16 protein-coding genes, 1 tRNA gene and 1 pseudogene are annotated in these 16028 nt (G+C 55.1%); 16 read left to right on the top strand and 2 right to left on the bottom strand.

All coding sequences use genetic code 11. The annotated features are described in order from the left end of the window. The first annotated feature begins 102 nt into the window (after nucleotides 1–102). The 13 genes from PKO01S_RS26725 (at nucleotide 103) to PKO01S_RS26785 (ending at nucleotide 11880) form a co-directional block, all read left to right on the top strand. Nucleotides 103–1335, top strand: a complete 1233-nt coding sequence (locus tag PKO01S_RS26725; protein ID WP_246070749.1) for a putative glycoside hydrolase — start codon at nucleotides 103–105, stop codon at nucleotides 1333–1335. Nucleotides 1336–1521: 186 nt separating this feature from the next. Then, nucleotides 1522–2979, top strand: a complete 1458-nt coding sequence (gene guaB, locus PKO01S_RS26730; protein ID WP_127534499.1) for an IMP dehydrogenase — start codon at nucleotides 1522–1524, stop codon at nucleotides 2977–2979. 233 nt (nucleotides 2980–3212) lie between these two features. Continuing rightward, on the top strand, nucleotides 3213–4532 hold the full coding sequence (locus PKO01S_RS26735; protein ID WP_127534500.1) for a D-alanyl-D-alanine carboxypeptidase family protein: 1320 nt from the start codon (nucleotides 3213–3215) through the stop codon (nucleotides 4530–4532). A 151-nt stretch (nucleotides 4533–4683) separates the two neighbouring features. Next, entirely contained in the window at nucleotides 4684–5565 is an 882-nt protein-coding gene (gene pdxS, locus PKO01S_RS26740; RefSeq protein WP_127534501.1) for a pyridoxal 5'-phosphate synthase lyase subunit PdxS, read from the top strand. 168 nt (nucleotides 5566–5733) lie between these two features. Continuing rightward, nucleotides 5734–6318, top strand: coding sequence for a pyridoxal 5'-phosphate synthase glutaminase subunit PdxT (gene pdxT, locus PKO01S_RS26745; RefSeq protein WP_127534502.1), 585 nt, complete (start codon nucleotides 5734–5736; stop codon nucleotides 6316–6318). Nucleotides 6319–6360: 42 nt separating this feature from the next. Then, entirely contained in the window at nucleotides 6361–7650 is a 1290-nt protein-coding gene (serS, locus tag PKO01S_RS26750; protein ID WP_127534503.1) for a serine--tRNA ligase, read from the top strand. A gap of 119 nt (nucleotides 7651–7769) precedes the next feature. Beyond that, nucleotides 7770–7858: transfer RNA gene (locus PKO01S_RS26755), tRNA-Ser, on the top strand. Nucleotides 7859–7981: 123 nt separating this feature from the next. Further along, nucleotides 7982–8329 carry a hypothetical protein gene (locus PKO01S_RS26760; RefSeq protein ID WP_127534504.1) on the top strand — a complete coding sequence of 116 codons (348 nt, stop codon included), beginning with the start codon at nucleotides 7982–7984 and terminating at the stop codon, nucleotides 8327–8329. Nucleotides 8330–8388: 59 nt separating this feature from the next. Then, complete coding sequence (locus PKO01S_RS26765) at nucleotides 8389–8571, top strand: hypothetical protein (protein WP_127534505.1); 183 nt, start codon at nucleotides 8389–8391, stop codon at nucleotides 8569–8571. Nucleotides 8572–8622: 51 nt separating this feature from the next. Further along, nucleotides 8623–8793, top strand: a complete 171-nt coding sequence (locus PKO01S_RS26770) for a small acid-soluble spore protein P (RefSeq protein ID WP_127534506.1) — start codon at nucleotides 8623–8625, stop codon at nucleotides 8791–8793. 120 nt (nucleotides 8794–8913) lie between these two features. Then, nucleotides 8914–9999, top strand: coding sequence for a hypothetical protein (locus PKO01S_RS26775; protein WP_127534507.1), 1086 nt, complete (start codon nucleotides 8914–8916; stop codon nucleotides 9997–9999). 130 nt (nucleotides 10000–10129) lie between these two features. Continuing rightward, nucleotides 10130–11215, top strand: coding sequence for a phosphoenolpyruvate carboxykinase (ATP) (locus tag PKO01S_RS26780; protein ID WP_127534508.1), 1086 nt, complete (start codon nucleotides 10130–10132; stop codon nucleotides 11213–11215). Next, complete coding sequence (locus tag PKO01S_RS26785) at nucleotides 11212–11880, top strand: DUF4304 domain-containing protein (protein ID WP_127534509.1); 669 nt, start codon at nucleotides 11212–11214, stop codon at nucleotides 11878–11880. The genes PKO01S_RS26780 and PKO01S_RS26785 overlap by 4 nt, the downstream gene beginning before the upstream one ends. Before the next feature lie 69 nt (nucleotides 11881–11949). Here PKO01S_RS26785 and PKO01S_RS29510 read toward each other — a convergent pair whose 3' ends face one another. After that, a complete protein-coding gene (locus PKO01S_RS29510) occupies nucleotides 11950–12069 on the bottom strand; it encodes an excalibur calcium-binding domain-containing protein (RefSeq protein ID WP_246070751.1) in 120 nt (39 codons plus the stop codon). Between the two features lie 57 nt (nucleotides 12070–12126). Further along, a pseudogene (locus PKO01S_RS29840) lies at nucleotides 12127–13029 on the bottom strand (stalk domain-containing protein); the annotation flags it as partial. A gap of 194 nt (nucleotides 13030–13223) precedes the next feature. Between PKO01S_RS29840 and PKO01S_RS26795 the strand changes: the two are divergent. The 3 genes from PKO01S_RS26795 to PKO01S_RS26805 form a co-directional block, all read left to right on the top strand. Then, nucleotides 13224–14408: a type III polyketide synthase gene (locus tag PKO01S_RS26795; RefSeq protein ID WP_127534510.1), complete on the top strand. Its 1185-nt coding sequence runs from the start codon at nucleotides 13224–13226 to the stop codon at nucleotides 14406–14408. A gap of 233 nt (nucleotides 14409–14641) precedes the next feature. Further along, on the top strand, nucleotides 14642–15349 hold the full coding sequence (locus PKO01S_RS26800) for a methyltransferase domain-containing protein (RefSeq protein WP_127534514.1): 708 nt from the start codon (nucleotides 14642–14644) through the stop codon (nucleotides 15347–15349). Between the two features lie 128 nt (nucleotides 15350–15477). Beyond that, a partial coding sequence (locus PKO01S_RS26805) for an NAD(P)/FAD-dependent oxidoreductase (protein ID WP_127534511.1) occupies nucleotides 15478–16028 on the top strand: 551 nt, incomplete at its 3' end.

The raw sequence follows: 16028 nt of genomic DNA on the forward strand, positions 1-16028 counted from the left end.
CTTTTTTGTTGTGTTCAAGAACAATTGGATATAACTCCTTCTCAACCCTGAGGCCATTCACGCTCATACTACAGACAGATGGATGAGAAGGAGGCGATTGATGTGAAAGGTACGAATCGTATCCTGCAGTGTATGGCGAAATGCGGGTTGATGGCGATGCTTCTGGCAGCGGGAGATTTGACGGATTTTACATGGAAAGGCCATATACGAACAGCGCCCCTGCAGCATTACCCGTTCGAACGGGCGGTCATGAGTAAGCTGCGTACAAGCCGTCTGGCTGTTGCTCAGCACTCCCGTGACGAAGCTCTGCCTGCAATGAGTGCCGAACGTAAGAGGACAGCGGTTAAACCGCCGAATCACGTAAGAGGCATCTATATATCAGGTTGGGTTGCAGGCGGCGGCGCTAAGATGAATCGGCTGCTTCATTTAGTGTCCGATACGGATCTCAATGCGGTTGTCATTGATGTGAAGAACGATTTCGGCAAGCTGACTTACCGTTCCGGACTTCCGGCGACACACCGGCTCGGAGCGAGCGCCGCTCCGTCAATCCCGAACATGAAGCAGCTCATTGACCGGCTCCACCGGCAAGGCATCTATGTGATAGGTCGCGTCGTCGTATTCAATGATCCGCTGCTGGCAGCTAGAAAGCCGGAGTGGTCGATCCATCGGAAGGACGGCAAAGTGTGGAAGGATACGCATGGACGGCCTTGGATCGATCCTTACCGGACAGAGGTATGGAAATATAATAGCGATATCGCTGCTGAAGCGGCGTCGATCGGCATTGATGAGATCCAATTCGACTATGTCCGGTTTCCGGAAGGAATTGCGAATAAACCCGTCACCTATGCCAATCATGCGGGGTGGAGCCGTTCGGAGGCGATACAACGGTTTTTGAATCACGCGGCTCGCCGCGTTCATCAGAATGGAGCCAAAGTATCGGCAGACGTGTTCGGACTTGTGACTTCATCGCAGGACGACATGGGAATTGGGCAAAGCTGGCGGGCTATCTCACGGGAAGTTGATTATATATCGCCCATGGTGTATCCGTCTCACTACAGCAACGGCATGTATGGAGTAGCGAATCCCGATGTGCAGCCGTACGCAATCGTCAGTCATGCGATGGCAGATGCGAAAAGACGTAACCGGATTATGGCTGCAAGCGGCATGCATACGGCAAGGCTTCGACCTTGGCTGCAGAGCTTTACGGCGACTTGGGTTCACCCTCATTTGACTTACGGGCAACAGCAGATTGAAGAGCAGATTCGGGCGTTGCACGATCAAGGCGTTTACGATTTTATGTTGTGGAGTGCCTCCTGCAGATATGACTATAGGTAAAAACAGCCGTATGAGGCAAGCAGTCACTCCTTAATTGAACGGCTTCCTTTTTATGAAAAAGGTAATGAAAACGGCTTGAAATGGCGGTCTTACAAGCTTGACAGCCTATAACCCCTCTGCTAATATTGCAATAATATACGTCAGGCAAGGTTAAACAAGGGATGAATTCAAGGGAGGAACTTACTCGTGTGGGATACAAAATTCGCCAAAGAGGGACTTACGTTTGACGACGTGCTGCTCGTTCCGCGCAAATCGGAAGTGCTGCCGCGGGAGGTTTCGGTCGGAACCGCGCTCAGCAACAACGTAAAGCTGAACATTCCGCTTATTAGCGCAGGCATGGATACGGTCACGGAGTCGGCAATGGCGATTGCGATAGCTCGTGAAGGCGGTCTAGGTATTATTCATAAAAATATGTCCATTTCGCAGCAAGCGGAGGAAGTTGATCGCGTAAAGCGTTCGGAGAGTGGCGTTATTACGAATCCGTTCTCGCTGACGCCGGATCATCATGTATACGATGCTGAAGCATTGATGGGCAAATATCGGATTTCCGGCGTGCCAATCGTGGATGAGAATGGCAAGCTGGTCGGCATTCTGACGAACCGCGACCTTCGCTTCGTTCATGACTACTCGATGAAGATCAATGAAGTCATGACGCGTGAAGAGCTCGTCACCGCACCTGTAGGCACAACGCTTGCTCAAGCGGAAGGGCTGCTCCAGAAGCATAAAATCGAAAAGCTCCCGCTCGTTGACGAGAACAACGTGCTCAAGGGACTTATTACGATCAAAGATATCGAGAAGGCGATCCAGTTCCCGAATGCGGCGAAGGATCAGCACGGCCGTCTCGTATGCGGTGCAGCAATCGGTATCTCGAAGGATACGTTCGAGCGTGCGGAAGCGCTCGTTAACGCCGGCGTAGACGCGATCGTCGTCGACTCTGCGCATGGTCATCACATTAACATTCTGAGTTCGGTAGCGAAGCTCCGTGAGAAATATCCGACGCTGACGATTATCGCGGGCAACGTCGCAACGGGCGAAGGCACGCGTGATCTGATCAAAGCGGGCGCTTCGGTCGTCAAGGTCGGTATCGGACCAGGCTCGATCTGCACGACGCGCGTTATCGCCGGTATCGGCGTACCGCAAATTACGGCAATTTACGATTGCGCAACGGTAGCACGCGAATACAACATTCCGATCATCGCCGATGGCGGCATCAAGTATTCCGGCGATATCGTGAAAGCTATTGCAGCTGGCGCGAGCGCCATCATGATCGGCAGCTTGCTGGCTGGTACGGAAGAAAGCCCAGGCGAATCGGAAATTTACCAAGGCCGCCGTTTCAAAGTGTACCGCGGCATGGGCTCGCTCGGCGCGATGAAGGAAGGCAGTAAAGACCGTTACTTCCAAGAGAACGAAAGCAAGCTTGTTCCGGAAGGTATCGAAGGCCGCGTCCCTTACAAAGGCGCAATGGCAGATACGGTGCATCAGATGGTTGGCGGTCTGCGCTCTGGTATGGGCTACTGCGGAACAGCAACGCTTGAAGAGCTGCGCAACGAAACGCAGTTCGTACGCATTACGGGTGCCGGTCTTCGCGAGAGCCATCCGCATGACGTACAAATCACGAAAGAAGCTCCGAACTACTCTCTCTAATAGATAGAATTGGAAGCTAGATTGTCCACGTACCTATAACGTGTCCGCTCTTTCTCTTTACGAGTCAAGCGAGGCGGAACTTCAAGGCCAGACAGGAGAGAGCAATATACCTGTCTGGCTTTTTTATTGGCGGGCGCTCATCCTGGATATTCCTCGAAAGAGGTTTTCTCATAGTAGGCTTCCTATGTTACAATATGAGCGGACATAGCTTATGGGGAAATGGGGAGAAGAACTTGAAAGTAAGTTACAAGCTGGGGCGCCTTCGCTCAATTACGGCGGCAATGTTGGCGGTATGGATGATCATGTTGGCGATTGGTTCCACAGCTGCATTTGCTGAAGGCGAAGCGGCTACGACAGACGCAACCGCAGGCGCTGGTGCGGGGAATCCGCTGGGTATTAATGCGAGGGCGGCCATTCTAGTAGAGCCTACGACGGGGCAAGTGTTATATGAGTTCAATGCAGATCAACCAATGCCTCCGGCTAGTATGACGAAGATGATGACGGAATATATCGTGCTCGAAGAGATTAAATCGGGCCGTCTTACGTGGGATACGGTCGTATCCACATCTGAGGAAGCGGCAACGGTGCCGCCGGACGGCTCTCAAGTATATTTGGCAGTAGGCGAGAAACATACGGTTAAAGAACTGTATATCGCAATGGCAGTCGGCTCGGCCAGCGATGCGACGATCGCGTTGGCAGTGCAAGTCGGTGGTTCGGTTCAAGGCTTTGTTGATAAAATGAATGAAACGGCTCAAAAGCTCGGTATGACATCCGCGCATTATACAGGTCCTGCTGGTCTAGAGGATACGACGGTCATTTCGGCCCGCGACCAAGCGAAGCTGGCTGCTACGATTGTAAATGAACACCCAGAGTTTCTGGAATACTCGAGTATTCCAAGATACAAGTTCCGTGAACGGGACGCAGGCGAACTCATTAACTATAACTACATGCTCGCATCGAATAAAGACGTAACTCAACTGAAATCTTATGCGTACCCAGGCGTTGACGGCATGAAGACGGGCTACCTGTCCGCTGCTGGCTACTGCTTCACCGGTACGGTTCAAGTGAACGGATTGCGCTACGTGAGCGTCGTCATGAATACGGCATCGAAGGGCGCGCGTTTCCATGAGACAGCGAAGCTGTATGATTATGGCTACGCGAGCTTCGAGAAGAAAACGATTGTTCCACCGAAATCGGTCGTAGAATCGGTAAAGACGGTTAAAATAAAAAAAGGCAAGAAGAAGTCCGTTGAGGTCATGACGGCATCGGACGTAAGCTTCCTCGTGAAGAAAGGCTCCGAACCGAAAGCAGAGGTCTTGAAGACCGATTTGCTGCCGGCTAAGGAGCTGGTCGCACCAATCAAACAGGGTCAGAAGCTCGGTACGGTAACGTATGAGTATATGAATCCGGATAACAACCAGAAGTTGACGAAAACGGTCGATCTGATCGCTTCCAATGATGTGAAGAAGGCTGGTTGGTTCACAATGCTGTTCCGTAACATTGGTCACTTCTTCTCGAGCTTGTTCAGCGGAATCGCGAACCTGTTCGGTTAATCGGCTTAACACTTGCAATAAACCTGTACAAAGCGGCGCAGCATTCGCAGCTCTAGGGTTGTCGATTCGCTGCGCTTCATGTAAAATTAATGGTTAGAGTTACATTCGGAGGAATCATTGTATCCGCATATAAATAGGAGGAATTCAGGAGATGGAAACAGGTACTTCGCGCGTTAAACGCGGCATGGCAGAAATGCAAAAAGGCGGCGTCATTATGGACGTCATGAACGCAGAGCAAGCAAAAATCGCGGAAGCGGCAGGCGCGGTAGCCGTAATGGCGCTTGAGCGCGTTCCTTCCGATATTCGTGCAGCAGGCGGCGTAGCCCGTATGGCTGACCCAACGATCGTTGAGGAAGTTACGAAAGTAGTCTCCATTCCAGTAATGGCGAAAGCTCGTATCGGCCACTACGTTGAAGCAAAAGTGCTGGAATCGATGGGCGTTGACTACATCGACGAGAGCGAAGTGCTGACGCCGGCAGACGAAGTGTTCCACATCAACAAGAACGAGTTCACAGTTCCGTTCGTATGCGGTGCTAAAGATCTGGGCGAAGCGCTCCGCCGTATTCAAGAAGGCGCATCGATGATCCGTACGAAAGGCGAGCCAGGAACAGGTAACGTCGTTGAAGCTGTTCGTCACCTTCGTCTGATTCACGGCCAAATTCGCAAAGTTCAAAACTTGTCGAAGGACGAGCTGTTCAACGAAGCGAAAGTGCTCGGCGTTCCTTACGATCTGCTCCTGCAAGTTGCAGAAGCAGGCAAGCTGCCGGTCGTTAACTTCGCAGCAGGCGGCGTAGCGACTCCAGCGGACGCAGCGCTCATGATGCACCTGGGTGCAGACGGCGTATTCGTCGGCTCCGGTATTTTCAAATCGGACAACCCTGAGAAGTTCGCTCGCGCAATCGTTGAAGCAACGACTCATTACACGGACTACAAGCTGATCACGGAAGTATCGAAGAACCTCGGTACGCCGATGAAAGGCATCGATATTAAGACGCTGTCGGGCTTCGACCGTATGCAAGACCGCAGCATCTAATGCTGCTCTCGCCTCGGCGGACAGACATCCATGCTTCATGACATAGCAGAGAGAAAAGCCCCTATACAGGGGCTTTTCGGCAATGCGGGGATATACTTAGAATAACGGGCCATTACAACATGTCTTCCTCAGGGGAGGCGGACAGGATAAGAAAGCGGGTACGAAGGTATGAAAATTGGCGTATTGGCGCTGCAAGGCGCAGTAGCGGAACATATTCGCGGATTGGAATCGGCAGGGGCAGAAGCGGTAGCCGTGAAGCGTACGGAAGAACTGGACAGCCTTGACGGTCTGGTCATTCCCGGGGGCGAGAGCACGACGATCGGCAAGCTGATGCGCAAGTACGGCTTCATCGACGCGATTCGGGAGTTCGCGGCGCAGGGCAAACCGTTGTTCGGGACTTGCGCGGGCTTGATCGTATTGGCAGAACGGATTGATGGCCAAGAAGATGCGCATCTGGAGCTGATGAACATGACGGTGCAGCGTAATGCGTTCGGCCGTCAGCGCGAAAGCTTCGAGACGGACCTTGACGTGAAAGGCATCGACGAGCCGATTCGGGCCGTATTCATTCGGGCTCCTCTGATTAAGGAAGTCGGAGAAGGCGTCGACGTTATCTCGACGTATAAGGACGAGATCGTAGCGGCGCGTGAGAACCATCTGCTCGCCTGCTCGTTCCATCCGGAGTTGACGGACGATTACCGGCTGCATGCTTATTTCGTCGATATGGCGCGCGAAGCCGCCGCAGTCCGGGGCTAAGCCTTAGAAGGCAGCCTTCCGGAATAGAGAGGAGAATCATTCGTGTTAGACGTGAAATGGCTAAGAAACGATTACGATAAAGTGGTACAAGCACTCGCGAACCGAGGCAAGTCGGAGGAGCTCATCGCAGGCTTCCCGGTGTTGGATACACGCCGCCGCGAAATTTTGACAGAATCGGATAATCTGAAGAACCGCCGCAACGTCGTATCGCAAGAAGTGGCGAAGCTGAAGAAGTCGGGCGGCGATGCGGAGGCACTCATCATTGAGATGCGTGAAGTCGGCGACCGGATCAAAGAAATCGACGACGAGATTCGTGTACTCGAAGCGCAAATCGAAGAGCTGACGGCGGGGATTCCGAACGTGCCTCACGAGAGCGTGCCGGTAGGAGCATCCGAGGAAGACAACGTCGAGCTTCGCCGCGTAGGCGAACCGACAGCGCTTGGCTTCGAGCCGAAGCCGCACTGGGAAATCGCGCAGGAGCTCGGCATTCTCGACTTCGAGCGCGCCGGTAAAGTTACGGGTTCGCGCTTCGTGTTCTACCGCGGACTGGGTGCACGTCTCGAGCGTGCGCTGATCAGCTTCATGATGGATCTGCACAGCGACAAGCACGGCTATGAGGAGATTCTGCCTCCGTACATCGTTAACCGCGACAGCCTGTTCGGTACGGGCCAGCTGCCGAAGTTCGAAGAGGACCTGTTCAAGCTGGAAAATTCGGATTACTACTTGATCCCGACGGCTGAAGTACCGGTGACGAACATCGCGCGCGAAGAGATTCTGTCGATTGAAGAGCTGCCGAAGTACTTCGTGGCATACAGCGCATGCTTCCGTTCCGAAGCGGGCGCAGCGGGCCGCGATACGCGCGGACTCATCCGTCAGCACCAATTCAACAAGGTGGAACTGCTCAAGCTGGTAACACCGGAGTCGTCGTATGACGAGCTGGAGAAAATGACGGAGAACGCAGAACGCGTGCTGCAGCTGCTTGGCCTTCCATACCGCGTACTGGCGCTCTGCACGGGCGATATGGGCTTCACCGCGGCGAAAACGTATGACCTTGAAGTCTGGCTGCCTAGCGCAGATACATACCGCGAAATCTCGTCGTGCTCGAACGTCGAGGACTTCCAAGCCCGCCGCGCAGGCATCCGCTTCCGCCGCGAGCCGAAGAGCAAGCCGGAATTCGTTCATACGCTGAATGGCTCGGGTCTTGCGGTCGGCCGTACGTTCGCCTCGATTCTGGAGAACTATCAGCAAGCAGACGGCTCGGTTATCGTCCCGGAAGTGCTTCGTCCTTACATGGGCGGCATCGAGGTTATTACGAAGAAATATCATAAATAAGCGGTTGGCCGTCAAGCCAAATCGCATTTTGGGAAAAGAGCTCTGAATAAGAGCTCTTTTTTTAGTTGATTGTTCGAATTTGCTTGTGGTACAATCTTAATGTTGTTTCATTTAAATGTGGAGAGGTACCGAAGCGGTCATAACGGGGCGGTCTTGAAAACCGTTAGGGTGCAAGCCCACGTGGGTTCGAGTCCCACCCTCTCCGCCAGTTAATTTTACAATGAACAGAGCTGCGCATGATGCGCAGCTCTTTTTGTTTATCTCGAAGCTGTGCTATAGGCATAAAATACGGTCCGATTTCGCATCTTAAACGGTGTGGAGGTGGATAGCGATGGGACAACATGATGAGCTGCAGCTCGATCAGCAGCAGCTGGCCAGCGCATGGTCGAGCACGCTGCCGACAACGATCAATTCATCGGATCAAGCAGAAGTATGGCCCGATGAGGCCGATCCGAGTGCGCTGCGCGTAACGATTCATACGGCGGGGCATCAAGATTATTCGTTCGATTTTAAGGTGGGATACGTGGATAGCCGGGAAGTGCAAGTCGAACTGATCGACGTGGAGAAGGCGGGCCAGTCGGTCGACGAACGCACCGACCTCATCCAGCAGCTCGCTCTTGATTACAAAAGGCATATCCATGAGTGCGCACAGGCGCTGCAATCGATCACGCATCATTAATGCCAACCGAGTGATAGCGATAGGGAATAAGGTTACGAAACGGAAGGAGCAGACCCGCGATGACGAAGGCGAAAGGCGGCCTGGACAAAAACCTGTCGAACGTCGTAGAGGATCTCGATGTCGAACCGGTTAACAGCCACCATGCCCAGCAACTGCAGCAGGATGTGAACGATCGCCGTCACCAAGCGGAGATCAACCACGATCACACTTCGGATCTGTCGACGCCGAAGACGGGAGATTAACGTACTGTACTGGCATTAGGTATATCATAGATAGGAGATGAAACGTACATCATGAGCAAGCCCGATAGCGTTCCGGTACCGAACCCGGAGTCGGACAGCAATGCGAGCGGCCGTCAACGCCACGGCAATCAGCCGCAGCAGCCGCTCTCCGGATCGAAGAAAGTGAAGCAGCAGAACCATTCCCGGCATAATAACGGCGAAGGATCAGCACCGAACCCATAAGCAGATGACCAATCCCGTTTCCAAGCTCAATTTGGAAGCGGGATTTTATTATCTAGGGGTGTTAAATAAACGCCTTTTCAAGTATGATGAATGGGTACTTGAAAAGGGGGAGTTTCAACAGTGAAGTGGATGAAGAAAGCGGCAGTCGTGGCGATGGCAGGCGTGCTCCTCGCAGCAGTCGGCTGCAGCAACGGCAAGTCGTCGAAAGAAGCACTGCACGATTCATTGAATAAAATGTCCGAAGTCCATTCGTATGCGTTCAACGGTACGCTCGGTTTCGATAATCTAGAGCTGCCGGCAGGCGAAGCTGATGAGTTAGGCTCATCGATGGTAACGGATCTGCTTAAAGGCGCAAAGCTTACGTTCGACGGCCAATACGAAATGGACGCGAAGCGTACTGACGTGAACTTGAAGCTGGAATGGAAGTCGGAGGGCACGTCGACGACAGTGGAAGTACCGTTCATCGTAACGGAGGATAAGGCTTATTTCAAAGTGCCTTCCATTCCGCTGATCCAGCTTCCGGAAGAGCTGACGAGCAAGTTCATTGAAATCGATTTGAAGAAGCTTGCCGAAGAACAAGGCGTAACGACGTTCGCTCAGACGGATAAGCAGCGTGAGCTGTCGACGAAGCTGATGGACGCGCTTATCGAGCCGTACGAGAAGGATTACTTCTCCGAGCCGAAGGCGGCAGATGTACAAGGCTTGCCGGATGGCGAGAAGTATGACCAAATCGTGCAATTCAAAGTAACGAACGAGACGTTCGTACCTGCGCTTGAGCTGGCGATGAACAAGGTGGTCCCGACCGTTATCGATATGATTGCAGCCGATGAGGAGTACGTGAAGCTGCTTGGCCTGAAGAAGGAAGATTTGGATACGGCGAAGAAATATGTAGCGGATAACGGCCCTAAGCTGTTGGAGCAAGCGAAGAAGACGGTTAAAGTGAACGAGATTGCTGTGACGAGCGGCTTGCAGGACGATTACATGACGTATCAAGGCATCGACACGGACTTGTCCGTGACGCCGGAAGACGGCAGCGGCGAGGTTAAAGTCGACATGTACCTGCGGATGCAGTACAAAGATATCAACAAGAAGCAGACGTTCAAACAAGAAATTCCGAGCGACACGACGACGCTTGAAGAAGCGCTGGCGATGTTCGGTTTAGATACGAGCGCGCTTAAGGCTTTGGAAGAACAAGCGTTGCAATAATAATCTTTATAAGGAAACCGCAAGCCATCTGGTGGGCTTGCGGTTTATTTTATTTGGATAAATCAAAGTGATTTACAGCTGTTGTAATGTTTTACTATAATCTAGGTAAAAGGGCGGGGTGATGACTGCGATGAGCCGGAATAATGTTAAACGGGTAACGCTGCGTTATTTGCATACTGAGCTTGAATTCCACATCGAGGATGGGATATCGCTCGAGCCGGTATTCGAGTTCTTCGGCACTCACTTCGAGGTTGAGCGGGGGGCGGAAGCGGTCAATCCGCTTGCGGTAATCAGAGTGATCCGCGATGCATCGCAGTTCGGGAACATCGCATGGGATGCGGGGGAAGACGTCTACATACGCAAGAGCGCTTCGGCTTTCTTTACGATTGTGGCAAGACGGGTCAGCATCGGGGGGACGGAATACTACCGTTGCAATCGAACGGATATCCGAATCGCAATGGATGCGGTGAACGGGTCCATCCTAGTTGCGGGAGCGACGGAAGGCAGCGAGAGAGAGAACATGGTGTGGATCGAGCTGATCCGCGATCTGGTACTGAAGAACGAGGAGAATCACGGCGTCGTTGTCGTACATGCGACATGCGCGTATCAGGACGGAGCGGCGATGATGATTGCCGGGCAAAAGGGAGCGGGCAAGTCGACAACGCTGTTGGAGCTGGTGCATCGGTTCGGCTGTTCGTTCATGAGCGGCGACAAAACGTTCCTCTGGATGGACGGCGGCAAGCTGTATGCGTCGGGATGGCCGGACTATCCGCATCTCGGTCTAGGCACGATGTCGAAGTATCCGGAGTTCGTCGAGCGCTACGGGTTGGCGGATCCTATTGCGGCTGCGCAGGAGACGCTCTGGTCAGGCGAGCATAAGATCGCGGTCAGCCCGGAGGTCTTCAAGGCGATTATTCCGATGACGCCGCCAGGGCTGCGGTGTCCGGTCAGACTCGTCATCTATCCAAGCGTGTATCCGTCCGGTCAATGCGAGATTCGGACCGTTGACGATCACATCCGCAGGCTCACTCCGCATATAGAGCGGATGTTTGCCGATGGGACCGTTCTGTGGAACCGCTACGTGGAACCGAGTACCCCTGAGGAGTATGATGCTGCCGTGCAAGCGTGTCTTGCCAAGCTCGCTTCTATTTCTGCGGTTACTGTCGAAGGGTCTGGAATTATCGGGGAGCATGACTGGCTGGAAGCAATGAAATGATCGACACGAAGAAGTTCAAGCAGCTGCTTAAGACGACTTGGGAGCCGTTGCTACGTCAACATGGATTCACCGGTTCGAACGGCAATTACCGGACGAAGGTCAACGATCATTTTATATATGTGGTTAACATCCAAGGGGACCGTTATGGCGGGCTGTGTTGTGTGAATCTAGGCGTGTATATCGATTTTATCCCAAACACGTTGGGCAAGCACCTGCCGCTGAATAAAGTGTCCGTAGTTGATTGCGAGTTCCGAACAAGGCTGTCGGATGTGGAGCTCGAGGATGCTTGGTGGAGCTATGGCGACACGGAAACAGAGGCGATGGAGAGCATCGAGCATATGACCGAAACGTTCGTGCAGCATGGGCTGGCCTATTTTGCGCAGTTTCAGGAATTTCCGAAGCCGTTTATTGGGATGTCGTTTAAGAACGTTGAACAGAGAACCGACAAGGTTAGAAAGCTGGGCAATTCGCCGACGGATGTTCGCCTTGCACTTGTAATTGCAAGAGTGCAGCTCTACATTGGACAGACTGAACAAGCGACAGCGTGGTCGCAATGGGCTCTGGATCAGATTGGAACAGGCTTTGCAGGAAGAGCGTTGATTGGAGAGTTCGAACAGATTATACAGAAGGCGCAAGGGCATAGCGGGATAACACTGGAGCCGTAAGGCGAATCGGTGAGATAAACAAGGGGGAGGCACATTCGTGCCTCCCCCTTGTCGTCTGCTTCAACGCGGTCAGTTCTCGCAAGCGACGCCGTTCCGGTCCCGGTCCAGCGAAGTGCTGTAGCCAGGTTGGCCCTTGTAGAGCGGTGCAGCGCCTGCCGCTCTGACGGCGTCGCAATTTTTGTAATACACATTGCCCGGGCTCGTTGGAGTGGTTGGCGTCGGCGTTACAGTTCCGGCCGTCCCGCCGATGACGAAGAGTATGCGTTTGCCATTCGGGTAGCTGTGAAGAAAATTACCGATCCATGAGCCTGCACCACGGTTATCCGCCGACTTCACGTAAGCAACATCCGCTCCGGTTCCCCCTTCCGCGCACATCGCCATCGGAAATTCGTCGCGGTCGTACCCTTCCTTGGTCGGAATGCCGGCGAGCGATTGCCCCCGGTTCTCATCGGCTCCATCCCGGTCTATCGTACATACCGGCGGTTTGCCGCGTTTGATTGCATTCTTGATATGAGAAGCTGTCTCCGGATAACGGTCGGCCGGAAAATCAAGCACGATGTCGTACTGCCGGTCGGTAATAAAAACGGTCTTCGTCGCGGCTGCCCAAGTGACGATCTTGCTTAGCATCTCTCCCGCGGCGCGAACGGGTACGTAGGTTGTGCCGTTGATGATAATTGGCGCGGCGCTTGCCAGCTTGCCGTTAACGATCAATTTGAGCGTATGGCTGGAAGGCTTGGTCAGCGTCTGCTGGTTGTCGTTGATGTAGACCGTTTTGGTCGGACCATCCCAAGATACAATTTTGTTCAGCATCTCACCGGCGGGGCGAACGGGAACGTATGTCGTACCGCTCTTAATAATCGGGGCTGTGCTTGCAGGCAGTCCGTTCACGATCAACCGGATGGTGCCGCTGGCGGCTTTTGCCCGAATAGCGTTATTCGTTTCGAGCTGCGTTTCCCGGTGGTTCATGGGGGGAGGACTGGCGATCCGGTTAGGCGCAGCCGGGGAAGGGGAAGGCGCGGAGGAGGTGCAGCCGGCTAAGCCAACCGCAATGGCGATGATGGCGATGACCTTGTGCAGCATTGTAAGAGGCTCACTCCTTGGTCGATGGGTTTTGAAGTCAGTAATAGAGTGGCAAAAAGGGAGCGTCATTACTCATGACAAGGAATGCGCAGGGCGATGAGGGATATCATACGCCTTTCCTGACGCCCGCGAGCATTCGATTGGCTGCTGATTGTCAATTGGACCGTCGTTCTATCCGTCCTTTTAGCTGAATACAATGGGAACAGTTTGTCCCCGGTTGTCTGGGGAGGGAAGCACGACGGTACAAATAGAGGAGGAGCGGGATGGAACGGTATGAAGCGCGAGAGCATGAACGGGCACCGGTGGCGCTGCTTGGCTTAGGGACGGCTGTGCCAGAATGCCGGCTTGATCAAAAGGATACGGCAGCCCGTTTGGCAGAGGGTCTTGAAGCGAACGGACGGCGCGATCAGGCGAGATGGGCGCGGCGTATTTTCCATCAGAGCGGCGTAGAGACTAGATATACGTGCGAGAGAAGCCTGAGTGGTCCGGCTTCAGAAAGCCGCTATGCTCCGGGAACGGAGCAAGAAGACGCGCCTCGTACATCGGAGCGGATGGCATTGTACCGCGAGCATGCGCCGATACTGGCAGAGCGCGCGGCGAGAGCGGCACTGGCGGACGGCGGCGTGGAGGCTGGCGCGATAACGCATCTGTTGACGGTAAGTTGTACAGGCATGTACTTGCCGGGACTTGATGCCGAGCTCGCGCACCGTCTTGAACTGCGCAGCGGCTTGCGCCGGCTGCCGCTTACGTTTCTAGGCTGCGCGGCAGGGACGACCGCGATCCGCACGGCAAGGGAGCTGGTTCATGCGGACGAGCAGGCAGTCGCGCTCATCGTCTGTGTGGAGTTGTGCACGTTGCATACGCAGCCGTCGGGGGATAAGGAGTCGCTGTATGCGGCGGCTTTTTTCGGAGACGGGGCAGCGGCATGTATCATTGGGCGTCCATCCGCTGTCAGCGGACAAGGGGAGCAGAGATTGAACGATATGTTCATCGTATCGGAGGGCCGGTCGGATCTAGCATCGGAGGCGGCGGAGTCGATGCGGTGGACGGTCGGAGACAACGGCTTCGATCTGTTCTTATCGCCGCGGGTACCGGAGCTGCTTGGGCAATATGTGCCCGGTATGATCGAGCAGTATGCGCCGGGTTGGACGCCTGCCTGGTGGGCGGTTCATCCGGGCGGCAAAGGCATCGTCGATGCGATACAGAAGCTATTCGAGCTTAGCGATGAACATGTCGCAGTCAGCCGTGATGTTCTGCGCAATTACGGCAACATGTCGTCGGTGACGATAATGTTCGTGCTGCGCGGACTGCGGGAGCGTCTGCGCAAGCAGGGCGGCGGCCCGAGCGAAGGGCTGGCGGTGGCATTCGGCCCCGGGTTGACGGCGGAGCTGTTGCGGCTGACTTATATACCGTCGGCGGAGCAGGTTGAAAGAACGGCGGAAATTTAGGCCGGGATCGGTGAGAAGGTGCGGCAGAAGCGAATATGAGCTATAGGATAGCTGGGGTTGAGCGGGAATTTGAGGAGCGGGCGGCATGAGCAGGTGCTTAAAGTAAAGGAGCGCTGACGGCGGCAAGCTTTAATCCCGCGCGGTGAGCGCCGGGATGTCATGCAAGATGGAAGGCGGGGTGAGCTTGGGTGAGTTACATTCCATTCAGGCAGCGGGCAACAGAACCGGAGCTGATGGATGACTATGCTTCCGGCGGTGATGCGCTGCGGGAAGCTCATCGGCATCTTCATCGGTTGAACCGGCTGTTCGCCGCCTCCGGTCCGATCGTGTACGGGGTGGACCGGCTGTGGCGGGATGCGGGCCGCCCTCATCGGCTGTCGGTACTCGATATTGGCTGCGGCCAAGGCGATGTGAACGGCGCGCTGCTTCGGTGGGCGGAGCGGGAAGGCGTCGTGCTGCGGCTGACGCTGGCTGATATTACGGAAGAGGCCTGTGCCGAGGCGAGGGCGCTCTTCCGGGATGAGCCGCGTGTCACGGTTGAGCGGCTTGATCTATTCGAACTGCCTCATCAGTATGCGGATATAACGGTTGCTTCGCAGGTGCTGCATCACTTTGATGAAGAACAGGCGGTGCAGGCCGTTGCGGCTATGACGCGAAGTGCGCGGGTTGGCTGCGTGATTGGCGACATTCACCGGCATCCGGTCGCATGGGCAGCCGTATGGCTGGCAGCGCGGCTGCTGTCGCGCAACCGCTACATCCGTCATGACGGTCCGCTGTCGGTGGCAAAAGGATTTCGTGCCGCCGATTGGCGGCGCATCCGGGACCGGCTGCAAGCGGTGGACCCGCATATGCGGCTAGAGCATAGCTGGCGGCCGTTGTTCCGTTATTGCTGCCGGGTGACGAGGGCAGGCAACGGAGGCGAGAGCGGGCATACAAGGTGAACCACGGCTGCCGCTAGTAAAGGGAGTCGTAGCGTCACCGATGTACCGCATGTGACATAGGCACGGTGCAGCACCGCTGCCGTACACAGGGATAAACCCAGAGATCCGGGAGCCAATGGAGCCAGCTGGTGGAGGGAGGAAATGTCATGCATGACGTCATCGTTGTTGGAGCGGGCATAGCAGGCGCCTCGATGGCGTGCGCGATGTCGGCGCAAGGCTGGGATACGGTGCTGCTCGACCGGCATTCATTCCCCCGTGCGAAGGTATGCGGCGAGTTCCTGTCGCCGGAATCGCGCCACTCGCTGGCGGCTCTTGGACTAGGCGCGGTATTGGAGGTGCTGCATCCGGCGCCGTGCGCCGTGACGCGCGTCCGGTTATCGGCTGGCGGAGGACGGCCGCTCGAGCTGCCGCTTCCCGCGCCCGCGCATAGCGTGAGCCGCTATGCGCTCGATTATGCGCTTCAGCGGGAGGCGGAGCGCCGCGGGGCGCAAGTGCGGACTGGCGTGACGGTCCGCACGATCGAGCGCAGTGCGCTCGGCTGGCGCGTGGGCGTTCGCTCGCGCGAGCACGGCGAAGCTGTGCTGGAGGCACGCGCGGTCATTGGCGCGTGGGGGCGCGTGGCGGCGGCGGGCTTGGCGGAGCCGGCTGCCGCCGATGCGGGCGCCGGGGGCTGGCGCGG

The sequence above is a fragment of the Paenibacillus kobensis NBRC 15729 genome, assembly GCF_004000825.1.
Taxonomy (GTDB): Bacteria; Bacillota; Bacilli; order Paenibacillales; family Paenibacillaceae; genus Paenibacillus_T; species Paenibacillus_T kobensis.